General features: G+C 70.4%; 12 protein-coding genes. 7 read left to right on the top strand and 5 right to left on the bottom strand.

Annotated features, from left to right (window positions below; genetic code table 11):
- Nucleotides 1-7: 7 nt before the first annotated feature.
- Complete coding sequence (locus QMK34_RS36615) at nt 8-406, bottom strand: RidA family protein (RefSeq protein ID WP_326419321.1); 399 nt, start codon at nt 404-406, stop codon at nt 8-10.
- Nucleotides 407-463: 57 nt separating this feature from the next.
- Here QMK34_RS36615 and mtnA point away from each other — a divergent pair, with 57 nt between their 5' ends.
- Both mtnA and QMK34_RS36605 read left to right on the top strand, forming a co-directional pair.
- Entirely contained in the window at nt 464-1,432 is a 969-nt protein-coding gene (mtnA, locus tag QMK34_RS36610; RefSeq protein WP_326419320.1) for an S-methyl-5-thioribose-1-phosphate isomerase, read from the top strand.
- A gap of 139 nt (nt 1,433-1,571) precedes the next feature.
- Nucleotides 1,572-1,982: a secondary thiamine-phosphate synthase enzyme YjbQ gene (locus tag QMK34_RS36605; RefSeq protein ID WP_326419319.1), complete on the top strand. Its 411-nt coding sequence runs from the start codon at nt 1,572-1,574 to the stop codon at nt 1,980-1,982.
- On the opposite strand, the gene QMK34_RS36600 is transcribed toward QMK34_RS36605, so the two are convergent.
- Entirely contained in the window at nt 1,920-2,936 is a 1,017-nt protein-coding gene (locus QMK34_RS36600; RefSeq protein WP_326419318.1) for an ABC transporter permease, read from the bottom strand. The genes QMK34_RS36605 and QMK34_RS36600 overlap by 63 nt on opposite strands.
- Nucleotides 2,937-3,055: 119 nt before the next feature.
- Here QMK34_RS36600 and QMK34_RS36595 point away from each other — a divergent pair, with 119 nt between their 5' ends.
- The 3 genes from QMK34_RS36595 to QMK34_RS36585 all read left to right on the top strand — a co-directional run bounded on the left by QMK34_RS36595 (nt 3,056) and on the right by QMK34_RS36585 (nt 7,036).
- Nucleotides 3,056-3,769 carry an HAD hydrolase-like protein gene (locus tag QMK34_RS36595; RefSeq protein WP_326419317.1) on the top strand — a complete coding sequence of 238 codons (714 nt, stop codon included), beginning with the start codon at nt 3,056-3,058 and terminating at the stop codon, nt 3,767-3,769.
- Nucleotides 3,770-3,840: 71 nt separating this feature from the next.
- Nucleotides 3,841-4,725, top strand: a complete 885-nt coding sequence (locus tag QMK34_RS36590) for a hypothetical protein (protein ID WP_326419315.1) — start codon at nt 3,841-3,843, stop codon at nt 4,723-4,725.
- 70 nt (nt 4,726-4,795) lie between these two features.
- On the top strand, nt 4,796-7,036 hold the full coding sequence (locus QMK34_RS36585) for a bifunctional lysylphosphatidylglycerol flippase/synthetase MprF (protein ID WP_442785290.1): 2,241 nt from the start codon (nt 4,796-4,798) through the stop codon (nt 7,034-7,036).
- Nucleotides 7,037-7,039: 3 nt separating this feature from the next.
- Here QMK34_RS36585 and QMK34_RS36580 read toward each other — a convergent pair whose 3' ends face one another.
- Both QMK34_RS36580 and QMK34_RS36575 read right to left on the bottom strand, forming a co-directional pair.
- Nucleotides 7,040-7,987, bottom strand: coding sequence for a hypothetical protein (locus tag QMK34_RS36580; RefSeq protein ID WP_326419314.1), 948 nt, complete (start codon nt 7,985-7,987; stop codon nt 7,040-7,042).
- Between the two features lie 2 nt (nt 7,988-7,989).
- Complete coding sequence (locus QMK34_RS36575; RefSeq protein ID WP_326419313.1) at nt 7,990-9,738, bottom strand: proline--tRNA ligase; 1,749 nt, start codon at nt 9,736-9,738, stop codon at nt 7,990-7,992.
- 125 nt (nt 9,739-9,863) lie between these two features.
- Between QMK34_RS36575 and QMK34_RS36570 the strand changes: the two genes are divergently transcribed.
- Entirely contained in the window at nt 9,864-10,223 is a 360-nt protein-coding gene (locus QMK34_RS36570) for a VOC family protein (protein WP_326419312.1), read from the top strand.
- 110 nt (nt 10,224-10,333) lie between these two features.
- Here QMK34_RS36570 and QMK34_RS36565 read toward each other — a convergent pair whose 3' ends face one another.
- Nucleotides 10,334-11,125 (bottom strand): IclR family transcriptional regulator, encoded by a 792-nt coding sequence (locus tag QMK34_RS36565; protein ID WP_442785291.1) that lies wholly within the window; start codon nt 11,123-11,125, stop codon nt 10,334-10,336.
- Nucleotides 11,126-11,316: 191 nt separating this feature from the next.
- Between QMK34_RS36565 and QMK34_RS36560 the strand changes: the two genes are divergently transcribed.
- Entirely contained in the window at nt 11,317-12,213 is an 897-nt protein-coding gene (locus QMK34_RS36560; RefSeq protein ID WP_326419310.1) for a 2-hydroxyacid dehydrogenase, read from the top strand.
- The last annotated feature ends 668 nt before the right edge of the window (nt 12,214-12,881 follow it).

Genomic DNA, 12,881 nt, shown 5'->3' with positions numbered 1-12,881 from the left:
GTTCGGGTCAGAGAGCCGCCGTGACGTCGAGTTCGAGCAGCTGCCCGGGGAAGCCGAGCTGGGCGACGCCGAGCAGTGTGCTCGCGGTGGTGAAAGCCTCACCGATGGCGGAGTCACGCAGGTGGTGCCAGACGGCCGAAAGCACTTTCTGGTCGGCGGAGCTGACGTAGACCACCGTGCGGACGACGTCGGCCGGGCCCGCCCTGGCGAACGCCAGCGCCGCGGCCGTGTTGGCGACGACCTGATCGGCCTGGGCGAGGAAGTCGTCGCCCCCGACGACGGCGCCGCCGGCGTCGACCGGACACTGGCCAGCCAGATAGACGGTCCGGCCGGGGTCGACGATGGTCACGTGGTGGTAGCCGGGAGTGGGGTGCAGGGCGGGCGGGTTCTGCCGTTGAATGATCACAGCGGCATCCTCACCGGCAGGGGAGCCGGACGCCATCCGATTCCGCGGGAGGACACCGTGCGCAGGACCATAGATTGGACCGGCGGCGCGATCGAGATCATCGACCAGTGCGCACTGCCCGGCGAATACCGGACGCTGATCCTGCGCACGGTCGATGAGCTGATCGACGCCATCCAGCGGCTCGCCGTACGCGGCGCCCCCGCGCTCGGTGCCGCCGGCGCGCTCGGCGTGGCCCTCGCGGCGCGGTCCGGCAGCGCGGACGTCGTGGCCGAAGCCGAGAAGGTGGCGAAGTCGCGGCCGACAGCGGTCAACCTGAGCTGGGGCGTGGCCAGAGCGCTGGCCAAGCTGCCCGGGGGCGCGGACGCGGTCCTGGCCGAAGCTCTGGCGATCCTGGACGAGGACGAACGGCTCAACCACGAGGCCTCGGGGCACGCGGCCGAACTCGTGCTCCGCGAGTGCGGCCGGAAGCCCGTCCGGTTGCTGACCCACTGCAACGCCGGGAGGCTGGCGACGGTCAGCTGGGGCAGCGCGCTCGGCGTCGTCTGGCATCTGCACGCGCGGGGGCTCGTCGAGTCGGTGCTGGTGGACGAGACCCGGCCGCTCCTGCAGGGAGCCAGGTTGACGGCGTGGGAGCTCGCCGAGGCCGGAGTGCCCTACCGCGTGCAGCCCGACAGCGCGGCGGCGTCGGCGATGGCGCGCGGGATGGTCGACTGCGTGCTCGTCGGAGCGGACCGGATCGCCGCCAACGGCGACGTCGCGAACAAGATCGGCACCTACGGCCTGGCGATCGCCGCGGCCCACCACCGGATCCCGTTCGTCGTGGTCGCCCCTTCGTCCACTGTGGACGAATCACTCCCCACCGGCGCGGACATCGTGATCGAGGAGCGCGCGGCGGAGGAGATCACCCACGCCGCCGGCTCACCGGTGACTCCGCCTGGCTCGGCCGTGTTCAACCCCGCCTTCGACGTCACCCCGGCGGCGCTCATCACCGCCGTGGTCACGGAACACGGCGTGCGGGCCCCCTGAGCACACCGGACAGGAGCAAGGGACCTTTGCTGCCGCCCGGTTCGAAACGGCAGCAAAGGTCCCTTGCTCCGGCGCGACGGCGGTGAGCGGCGGTGAGCGGCAGTAGGCGGCAGTAAAGGTCCCCCGCTACCGTGGCGGCATGTACTCCACGGAGATCGAGGTGCGCACCGGCCACCAGGCGGTGGTGCACGACCTGACCCGGGAGGCCGAGACCTTCCTGCGGGACGCGGACTGCGAGGACGGGCTGCTGCACGTCTGGGTGCCGCACGCGACGGCGGGCCTGGCGGTGCTCGAGACCGGCGCCGGGAGCGACGAAGACCTGCTTCGCGCCCTCGACGAGCTGCTTCCCCGCGACGATCGCTGGCAGCACCGGCACGGGAGCCACGGGCATGGCCGGGACCACGTGCTGCCCGCGTTCGTGCCGCCCTACGCCACCATCCCGGTCCTCGGCGGGGTACTGGCGCTGGGCACCTGGCAGTCGATCTGCCTAGTGGACACCAACCTCGACAACCCCGTCCGGCGTGTGCGCTTCAGCCTCCTGACCGGCTGAGGACGCGGGCCACAGCACCACCGCGAGACCGGCCACCAGCAGGGCGGACAGCACCCAGACTCCGGTCGCGACGTCTGGCGCCGAAGGCACGCCCTGCAGCAGGCTGCGCAGGCCCTCCGTGGAGAACCGGAACGGCGTCCACGACCAGAGCAGCGTCCGGTACGCCGGGTTCAGCAGCTCCGGCACCTGCCCGGCGACGGCGGGCGCGACCAGGTAGAGCGGGCCGAGCACGGCCATCGCGCGGACGCCGAGCAGCCGCAGGAGCCCGGCCTGGGCGGCCGCGAACCCGGTCGTGACCAGGAGCAGGAAGCCCAGCACGTCCCAGCCGAGTGGCAGCGACGAGTCCCAGAGCTTCAGGAACCCGGCCAGCACGGCGGTGAGCAGCACACCCGCGCCGGCGACCTGGGTCAGCCGGGCGGCGACGCCGGGTTTACGGCCGGAACGCGCGGCGAGCAGCGTCAGCACCGCGCTCGCGGCCAGGCAACCGACCCACCCCAGTGCGCTCACCGCCAGCGGGGCGGTGCGACCGGCCGCGCTCGCCGGGTGCACGGTCTCGATCTTCGGCACGCCCACGAGCGCCTGCGCCGCGCCGATGAGCGCCTGCTGCGCCACCTGCGTGCCCGACGGGTTCACCGCCCCCGAGACCACCACGGTCGCCGACGGTCCGGCGCCGAGCTCGAGAATCCCGTAGACCTTCTTGTCCGCCAGCAACTTGCGTCCATCCACTATGGACTTGACCTGCCAGTCGAGCTGCCCGCCGCCGTGCCCGGCGACCTTCTCCGCCATCGCCAGTAGCGGGCCGTCCGGCGCCGAAACCGCCACCGGGACGTGGTCGGGCGCGACCGTGGCCTGCGCGCCGAAGGTCAGGAACCCGAGCAGCACGGCGACCAGCGCACCGGCCGCGACGGCGACGAGGGCGAGCGCTCCGGCGGGACGCCGGTCGGGAGCCGCCATGACTTCCTCCAGTTATTCGTCATGCGTTGAATTAATGGCTTCAAGGTAGGAGCGACAGCCTCTGAAGTCAACAGCTGTTGAATAAAATCGCCGCCCGATTCGCGGGTAACGTCGCCCCCGTGACATCCGCACACCCGCACCGACTGGTGCTCTGGGACATCGATCAGACCCTCGTGGACCTCAGCGGCCTCGGTGCCGCCTGGTACGCGGTCGCGCTCCTCGAAGCGACCGGGACCGAGCTGCACACCCTGCCGGAGTTCGGCGGGCGCACCGAGCGCGCGATCACCTCCGACGTCCTCACCACGCACGGCGTGGAGCCAACCGAGGAGGCCGTCCAGCGGCTCTGGCAAGCGCTGATCGCGGTCTCCGAGCAGGCGCGGCCGACCCTGCGCGAGGACGGCCGGGCGCTGCCCGGCGCGGCCGAAGCGCTGGTCGCGATGGCCGGGCACGGCGGCGTCGTGCAGTCACTGGTGACCGGCAACCTGCCGGAGATCTCGCTGCACAAGCTGGCCGCCTTCGACCTGCACGAGCATCTCGACCTCGAGATCGGCGGCTACGGCTCGCTGTCCGCGCACCGGCCCGACCTGGTGCCGCACGCGGTGGAGCGGGCGGCGGCCAAACACGGGACCCGATTCGCGCCGGAGGCGGTGGTGATCGTCGGCGACACCCCGAACGACGTCGCCGCCGCGATCGAGCACGGCGCGATGGCCATCGGCGTCGCCACCGGGAAGTACACCGCGGCGGAACTGCGTGCCGCGGGAGCCCACACGGTGCTCGCCGACCTCGCCGACACCGCGGCGGTACGCGCGGCGGTGCTAGGAGGCTGCGTTTAAGCTCGGCCCATGTCATACCCCGGAGGCAGCGGTCGGCCACACCGGCCGTACAGCCTGCGGCCGGCCCAGTCGTGAACCCCCGCGAGCCCGACGAGCCGCGGGTGTGGTTCGTCGACCCGCTCACCGGCGAGAGGCTGCCCACCGAGGACGAGCCCGCCGAAGAGGCCACGCCGCCACCGGAGGCGCGCCCCGGGCGGCAGCCGCGGCGACGAGTGTCGAGCACGTCCGTGCTCGGGGTGCTCGCGCTGGTCACAGTGCTCAGCGCCGGGGTGGCCACGGTGTACTCCGGCGACCGCACCGGCCAGGGCCGCTCCCCCGAACTCCCGATCGCCGCGCCGACGCAGTCGTCGTCGAGCGCGGTCCGGACGCCGGTCAGCCCCGCCGTCCGGGGCTGGCAGCCGGTGGTCTCCGACGACCAGCCGTTCGCCTTCGACGTGCCTTCGGACTGGACGGTGGAGGATCCCAGCGTCGCGGTCGGCTACGAGACACCGACCGGCGACCTGGTCACCCTGCACGGCGTAGCCAGGTTCAAGACCAACTTCTGCACTCAGCTCGACGTCTCAGCCCGCGCGCTGGCCGGGTTCACCACCATCGGCACCGGCGAGGTGCCCGGAGTGGCCGAGGCCGCCGAGCAGACTTCGCTCGCCTGGGCCGAGGCGGCCTACGGTTCGGCGGACGGCACCCGAGGCCCGCGAACGACCGTCGGCGATGCCGGGCAGGTCGACCTGCCGCAGGAATCCGAAGTGGCCACGGCGGTCACCACCACGGTGACCCCGGCCGACTCGGGGCCGTGCGGGGCGTCGTCCGTCACGATCACCGCGGTGGCCCTGCCCTTGCGACTGGACAGCGCCGCGGGGCGCTACCACGTCTTCCTGGTGCTGGCTGACCAGGGATTTCCCGAGGCGGTCACCACGGACCTGGTCCTCAAGATCGCCGGGAGCATCCGTCGCGAGTAGCACTCCCCTAGGGGAAATCTAGCTCCGACGATGGATGTCCCCGACCCGGCTCCGGCCTTAGTTTCCTTGTATGACAGAAGCAGCGTCGGCGGTGGGGACCGCCCGCGGTGACAGGACCGGGGGACATGGGCAGGCCGTCATCGGCCGTGCCCAGGGAGTGTTCACCGTGCTTCGGCGCCGCCTCCCGTTCACCTCGATCACCGTGCTCGTGATGCTCGTCCTCGCGGTCGGCTCCGGTTCACTCTGGGGCGCCGCCCAGGACAAGCCGTGGTACTCCTCCGTCGCGTACGGCCTGCCGTCGATGGAGGCCGGGCACTGGTGGGCGCTGCTCACCGGGCCGCTGTTCTCCGTCGTCCCGCTGTACTACCTGCCGATGGTCGGCAGTTTCGCGCTGTTCGCGGGCTTCGCCGAATGGCGTCTCGGCACGCGGCGCGCGGCGGCGATCACCATCGGCTGGCAGCTGCTGAGCGTGGTCGTTGCTGTCCAGTTCCTCGCGCTGTCCCGCTCTTCCGGCTGGGACTGGGCGGAGCGGATGTCGGTCACCCTCGACGTCGGGTTCTCCGGCGGCGCGCTCGCCGCGGTGGCCGTGGCCAGCGCGACGATCCGGTCGCCGTGGCGGCTCCGGCTGCGGGCCGGGCTGTGCATCTACGCCGGGGTGGCGATCGTCTACGTCGGCACGCTCGCCGATCTCGTGCACTTTTTCGCGCTGGCGCTGGCCTTGCCGCTGGGCAACCGCCTCGTCGGCAAGCTCCGGGCCCGCTCGATCGGCAGGCCGAGCCTGCGGGAATGGCGGCTGCTGGCCGTCGCCGGGCTGCTCGTGGTGACCGTCGCCGAGATCGTCATGTGGCTGGTGCCGGGCAACGGCCCGTTCGGCTCCTCGGGCGATCTCGCGATCACCGCGCCCGAGGTGCTGATCCTGTGCGTGCTCGTGGCGCCGATGATCAACGGCCTGCGCCGCGGCAGCCGCACGGCGTGGCGCTGGGCGATCGGGCTGACCGTGTTCGCGATGCTCCAGGTGACGCTGGTCGCCGTGGCGCTCGCGCTGGGCGAGCTCGTCGGCGAGGACGTCGACACGACCGGCATGTCACTGTTCTTTGTGGACAATCTACTGTGGATGGTCCTGTTCGTGCTGCTGGTCGCGGCGCGGGGCGCCTTCCGGGTGCCGTCCCGGCGAGCCCGGCGGCGCTGGGGCCGTGGCGGTCCCGGCCCGGTGGCGGCGCGGGCGATGCTGGCGCGCCACGGCGGCAGCACGCTGTCCTGGATGACCACCTGGCCGGAGAACTCCTACTTCGTCACCGCGGACGGGCAGTCCTACCTGGCCTACCGGCGGCACACCGGCGTCGCCATCGCGCTCGGCGACCCGATCGCGCCCGCGGGCGCCGCACCCGCCGCCGTCGGCGAATTCGTCACCATGTGCGAGAACTCCGGCCTAGTGCCGTGCTTCTTCTCGGCCACGGCCGCGACCGTCGCGAGCACCGCCGAGCAGGGCTGGCAGCAGGTCCAGGTCGCCGAGGACACGTTGGTGGACCTCGAGAACCTCGAGTTCCGCGGCAAGGCGTGGCAGGACGTGCGGTCCTCGCTCAACAAGGCCAAGAAGGACGGGATCGAGTTCCGGCTCGTCACGCTGGCCGAGCAGCCGCGCTCGGTGATCTCGCAGGTCCGCACGATCTCGGAGGAGTGGATCGGCGACAAGGGCATGCCCGAAATGGGCTTCACGCTCGGCGGCGTCGACGAGGCGATGGACACCGGGACCCGGGTCGGTCTCGCGATCGACGCCGAGGGCGTCGTGCACGGCGTCACCTCCTGGATGCCCGTCCACTGTGGAGCGAACCGGGTCGGCGGCTGGACGCTGGACGTGATGCGCCGCCGGGCCGGCGGTTTCCGGCCGGTGATGGAGTTCCTGATCGCTTCGGCCTGCCTCGCCTTCCGCGAGGAAGGCGCCGGGTTCGTCTCGCTTTCGGGAGCCCCGCTGGCCCGCAGCGCGGACGGCGAACCGGCCAACGCCGTCGCCAGGGTGCTCGACTCGCTCGGCACCATGATGGAGCCGTACTACGGTTTCCGTTCCCTGCACGCCTTCAAGCTGAAGTTCCAGCCGCGTCACGAGCCGATGTTCCTAGCCTTCCGTGACGAGGCGGACCTGCCCCGCATCGGAATCGCGCTCGGCCGCGCCTATCTCCCGAACACCAGCCTGCTGGAGCTCGCCAAGTTCGCGCGCGCGGGCAAGCGGCGGGCGCCGGAGCCGCGGCCGGTACTCAGGAAGGTACAGCCGAGTCCGCCGCTGATCGAGCGCCGGGAACGAACGCGGGTTTGACTTCTACCTCGTCGTCGGCGGCGGTGTGACGGTCGTCCGCTGGGCCGCCGGGACGGCGCGGTAGCTGTGCAGGATCTGCAGCACCTGCTCGCGGGAAGTCGCGCCGGGGTTGCCCTGGTCGGAGTACACGACAAGAACCGCCGACTTCGGGTTGGCCGGATCGGCAGGGCGGAGCGCGATCGCACCGACCAGCGCGCGCCGGGAAACACAGGCGCCGGTCGCGGACGGGGTGACCTCGGCCAGGACGATGCTCGCCGCGGCCTTCTCGCCCCCGCCGAACGACACCTCGGCCGCCTGCGCGGGCTCGACCGTCACCTCGGACAGCGGGCCGTCGTCGGGGCTGTACGCGCTGACGCCCAGGTTCGTGACGGCCTGCTCGGCCGCGGCGGCCGGATCCCCGAGCGGCACCGTCGTCACCCCGGCTCCCCCGAGGCGGCTGCCCGGCGCGGCCGCGCAGAAACTTTCACCGAGGAAGGCACTCGCGGACAGCACGATGCCGGGAACGGCAGGCGTGCGATCCCAGCCGTGGACCGCGCCAGGGTGTGGCGCCCAGTTCGGCGGGACGTCGTAGGCGTACACCCCGTCCTTGCCCGCGACGGACTGCCAGCCGCTCACCACGGCGGGCACGACGACCTGCGGCGCCGGGGTGTAGGTCGTCGGCGGGCGGGGCGTCGCCGTCCTCGGCGGGTGGTGGCGGGCGGTGCCGAACAGCAGGCTGCCGCCGACGACGACCACCGTCGCGCCCAGCGTCAGGACGAGTCTCCTGGCGCTGCGCGACATCGGCCGTTTGCGCCGCGGCGGTCGCGGCTGCTGGTAGTCCGGTGTCTTGGCGACACCGAAGCCTTGGCTCGACTCGAAGCGAGGCGAGTCCGAGGGCTGGTAGCCCCCGAACCCGCTCAGCGCTTCTTTGTCCTCGTAGCCCGGGGAATCCCCGCGCTCGCCACCGGACATCGTCAGGAGTTGACGAGCTTGACCAGGTGCTCGACCACCGTGTCGACGGCGACCTCTTCGCGCTCGCCGGTGCGGCGGTCCTTCACCTCGACGACGCCGTTGGCCAGGCCGCGCCCGACCACCAGGATCGTCGGCACACCAACGAGTTCCGCATCGGCGAACTTGACTCCCGGCGAGGCCTTGCGGTCGTCGAGGATGACCGAGACCCCGGCCGCGTCCAGTTCGGCGGCCAGTTTCTCGCCACCGGCGGTGAGCTCCTCGCTCTTGCCCGCGATGACCACGTGCACGTCGGCGGGGGCTACCTCGCGCGGCCAGATCAGGCCGATGTCGTCGTGGTTCTGCTCGGCCAGCACGCCGACCAGCCGCGAAACGCCGACGCCGTAGGAGCCCATGGTGATGCGGATGGGCTTCGAGTCCGGGCCGAGCGCGTCGAGGGTGAAGGCGTCGGCGTACTTGCGGCCGAGCTGGAAGATGTGACCGATCTCGATGCCGCGCGCGGCGACGAGCGTGCCGTGACCGTCCGGCGAGGCGTCGCCCTCGCGGACCTCGGCGGCCTCGATGGTGCCGTCCGGGGTGAAGTCACGCCCGGCGAGCAGGTCGAGGACGTGCTCGCCGCGCTTGTCGGCGCCGGTCAGCCAGGCCGTGCCGTCGACGACGCGAGGGTCGACGAGGTAGCGGACCCCGTTGTCCTTCAACGACTTCGGGCCGATGTAGCCCTTGACAAGGAACGGGGCCTTGGCGAAATCGGCGTCTTCGAGCAGCGCGACCTCGGCGGGCTCAAGCGCGGCTTCGAGGCGCTTCATGTCGACCTCGCGGTCGCCGGGGAGGCCGATGGCGAGCAGCTCCCACTCCTTCGCGCCCGGGTTGTGCACCTTGACCAGGACGTTCTTGAGCGTGTCCGCCGCGGTGAAGGTGCGGCCGAGGTCGAGCTCGTTGAAGAAGGTGACCAGCTTCTCGATGGTCGGCGTGTTGGGCGTCTCGTAGACCTTCGCCTCGGGGCGGCCCTCGATGGGCTGCGCGGGGGGCGCGGGCGTGGTGACGGCCTCGACGTTGGCGGCGTAACCGGAGTCGGTGCTGCGAACGTAGGTGTCCTCACCCGTCTCGGCGACGGCGAGGAACTCCTCGGAGGCCGACCCGCCCATCGCGCCGGAGGTCGCGGCGACGACGACGTACTCGAGGCCAAGGCGGTCGAACAGCTTGCTGTAGGCGTCGCGGTGGGCCTGGTAGGACCGGGTGAGGCCCTCGTCGTCGAGGTCGAAGGAGTACGAGTCCTTCATGACGAACTCGCGGCCGCGGAGAATCCCGGCGCGGGGACGCGCTTCGTCGCGGTACTTGGTCTGGATCTGGTACAGCGTGACCGGGTAGTCCTTGTAGGAGCTGTACTCGCCCTTGACCGTGAGCGTGAAGAGCTCTTCGTGCGTCGGGCCGAGGAGATAGTCGCCGCCCTTGCGATCCTTGAGGCGGAACAGGCTGTCGCCGTACTCGGTCCAGCGGCCCGTCGTCTCGTACGGCTCCCTCGGCAGCAGCGCGGGGAACTGGATCTCCTGCGCGCCGAAGGCGTTCATCTCTTCGCGGACGATCTCCTCGATCTTGCGCAGCACACGCAGGCCCAGCGGCAGCCAGGTGTACATGCCCGGAGCGACTCGGCGGACGTAGCCGGCGCGCACCAGCAGCCGGTGGCTGGGCACTTCGGCGTCCGCCGGATCCTCGCGCAAGGTGCGAAGGAACAACGACGACATCCTGGTGATCACTACGGGGCTCCTCGCTGGAAAGCGGGTATAGACGTTGTGGGCAGCGTAGTCAACCCACCCGCCATGGTTCCAACCGGTTATCGCGGACGCCGGTTTCGTCGGTGGTCCGTCCTAACGTGGGCGGCATGACTCTCGAACTGGGCATGATCACCATCGACTGCGAGGACCCACAGCGGCTGGCCGCGTTCTGGACGGGTGCGCTCGGCGTCTCGATCGCGCAGGACTACGGGGATTTCCTGTTCCTCACCCCGGCGCGCGAAGGCGGGCCGACGCTCGGCTTCCAGCGGGTCCCCGAGCCGAGGGCGGGGAAGAACAGGGTGCACATCGATTTCGGCGCGCACGACCGCGAAGAGGAGGTGAAGCGGCTGGTGGAACTGGGCGCCACGGAAGGGGAGCGGCATGAGCAACCCGGCCTGGTCTGGACGGTGCTGACCGATCCCGAGGGCAACGAATTCTGCGTCGCCAACCAGGCGTCCCCGGTCTAGGCCGGGTCTGGTAGATCTGTTCGATGGGCTTCGTGTTCCAGGTGGTTCCTGGCGGTGCGGGGGGATTTGCCCTTGTACCGGGGTGGTACTCGGGTGAATCTCCCGTGCCGTCAGGGGCCGCCTGGGCGCGAAGACCGCGAACTTGATCTGCCAGACACGGCCTGGCGGCGAGGCAGGACGGCGGCCAGCTCCCGCGCGGCCGTGCGCAGCGCGGGCACGAACTCCGTCAGGTCGGCCACGCTCATCCGGTAAGCGGGCGCGGCGGTCGAAAGGGCAGCGAGCGCGGCTCCGTCCGGTCCGCACACGGGCACGCCGACGGCTCGGATGCCTGGCACGTGCTCCTCGTCGGCTACGGCATAGCCGCGTTCACGGACAAGCTCGATCTCGGCGGCGAACGCGGCCCTGCCGGTGATCGAGCGCGGTCCCATCGGGGTGAGCTCGAGCTCGGCGACCAGCCGCAGGCGCTGTTCCTCGGGGGCGAAGGCGACCAGGCACTTGCCCATCGAAGTGCAGTGCAGCGGCCCGCGGCGGCCGGGTTCGCCGCGGATCTGCACCTGCTGACGGCCCTCGACGGCGTGGACGTAGAGCTGGTCACGCCCGTCGAGCACGGCCATCAGGGTGGGCTCACCGGTGTGCGCGGAAACCTGCTCCATCACCGGCAGCGCGACACCCGCGAAGCCGCGCGCGTGCGAAACCTGCTGCCCGAGCTCGAACAGCCGCAGGCCGAGCGCGTACCGCTTGGACTTCGGGTCGTTGCGGACGAAACCCTCGGCGGCCAATGAGCCCAGCAGCCGATGCGTGGTGCTCACGGGATACCCGGCCGCTCGCGAAAGCTCCGAAATCCCGACTCCGTCCGGGTAGCTCCCGAGCAGCGAGAGGAGCCTCAGGGCCTTGCCGATCATGTCGGCCACGGCCCGACCTCTCTTGACGACGATGGCTTGGCGACGCACACTCTTGTCACCATATAACGGAAGAGCTTTCCATAATACGGAAAGACTTGGCCTTGTCAACGGTGACACGGGGGTCCGAGCGCGGTCACCCATACCGGAGACCTGGTCCTGAGCAAGTGGCCGGAAACACGAGAAAGGCCAGCATGACCGAGCGAGTTCTCCTGCCGTGGAAAGACATCGAGGTGCCTGACGGGCAGCCCGCCCGGATCTACGACGGCACCGGGCCGCTCCCGGTCGACGTCGACCAGATCGAGTTCTACGTGCTGCCTTACGACCGCGGTCCCGAACCGGCGAAGCTGCTTTCGCGGCTGCCCGCCCTGAAGGCCGTACAAACGTTGTCTGCCGGGGTGGAGGGTCTCGCTCCCTTGGTGCCTGAAGGGGTTCAGCTGGCCAACGGGCGGGGGCTGCACGATCTCAGCGTGGCCGAACACGCGATGGCGCTGATCCATGCGGCGCAACGGGATCTGCCACGGTGGTTCGCGCAGCAGGCCACCGGGTCGTGGGTGCGCGAACACACGCGCTCGCTCGCCGACAGCCGGGTGCTGCTGGTCGGCTACGGGTCGATCGGACAGGCCATCGAGAGGCAGCTCCTAGCGGCCGAGGCCGTCGTGACGCGGGTTGCTCGTACCGCTCGTCCTTCGGCGGGTGTGCACGCTGTCTCCGAGTTGCGCGACCTGCTCCCCGCCGCGGATATTGTGGTGCTGATTCTGCCTGGCACCGCCGAAACTCAGGGGCTCATCGGTGCTGCCGAGCTGCGCTTGCTGCCGGATGACGCGCTGATCGTCAATGTTGGACGTGGTACTGCCATCGACACCGACGCACTGCTCGCCGAGACTTCGTCGGGACGGTTGCGGGCCGGACTTGATGTGGTCGATCCTGAGCCACTTCCCAGCGATCATCCTTTGTGGACTGTTTCTGGGGTGGTTATCACGCCGCACATCGCCGGGGGTTCGGCTTCGTTCTATCCTCGGGCCAAGTGTCTTGCCACGGAACAGGTTCGGCGGTTCTTTGGCGGGTTGCCGTTGCTCAACTTGGTCTAGACGGTGGTTTCGCTGGGACGAACGACTTCCGGCGCGGCGCCCACTCCGCTGCCACCACCAACCGCGCAACGCCAGCTCGCGTTTGCCGACACCGAAGTCGTCGGCCGCACTGGCCTCATTCTCTTGGGTGTACGCCTCGTTAAACGGGCCCGAAACCTCGTCGGGGATCCACCGTCGGGAAGCCAGTCGGTCTCCCCTGTCAACTGGGCGCTCAGCTTGTCGCTGAGCGGCATCCGGTGTTCGCGGACGCGGGCGCGCGTCAGCAAGCCGTCTGGTTCTGGGTTGCCGAGTTCGAGGTGGTGGCTGCTCCTTGGTTCCATGCTTTGGTGGGTCTGACAGCTTCGTTTCATGCGCGGCTTCGCCGGGGCGTGGGAGATCAGCGCTCCAGTGCTCTCGTGCCGCTTCTCTTGGCAGCGCCGATCCCCCACGCAGCGGGTTCCCTTGGCGGGCTTGGGTTTCCGGTCGAGTTGTCTATTGTGGACTTTGGGGGATTTCACCCGATTCAGCGATGACCTCGAACACATGTTCGGGTATTCTGGATCTATGACCTACTCCACCCACATCGCCGCCATCGGGAACATCCGGGCCGCGATCGCTCGGCTGCAAGCCGACGAAGTCACCGAAATGGCTCGTGCCATCGAGACCGGCGGATCACGACGGTCCGTCAC

This window comes from Amycolatopsis sp. H20-H5 (assembly GCF_035828755.1).
GTDB lineage: Bacteria > Actinomycetota > Actinomycetes > Mycobacteriales > Pseudonocardiaceae > Amycolatopsis.
The sequence above is the reverse complement of the archived record's forward strand: the minus strand, read 5'-3'. Positions and strand labels throughout refer to the sequence as shown.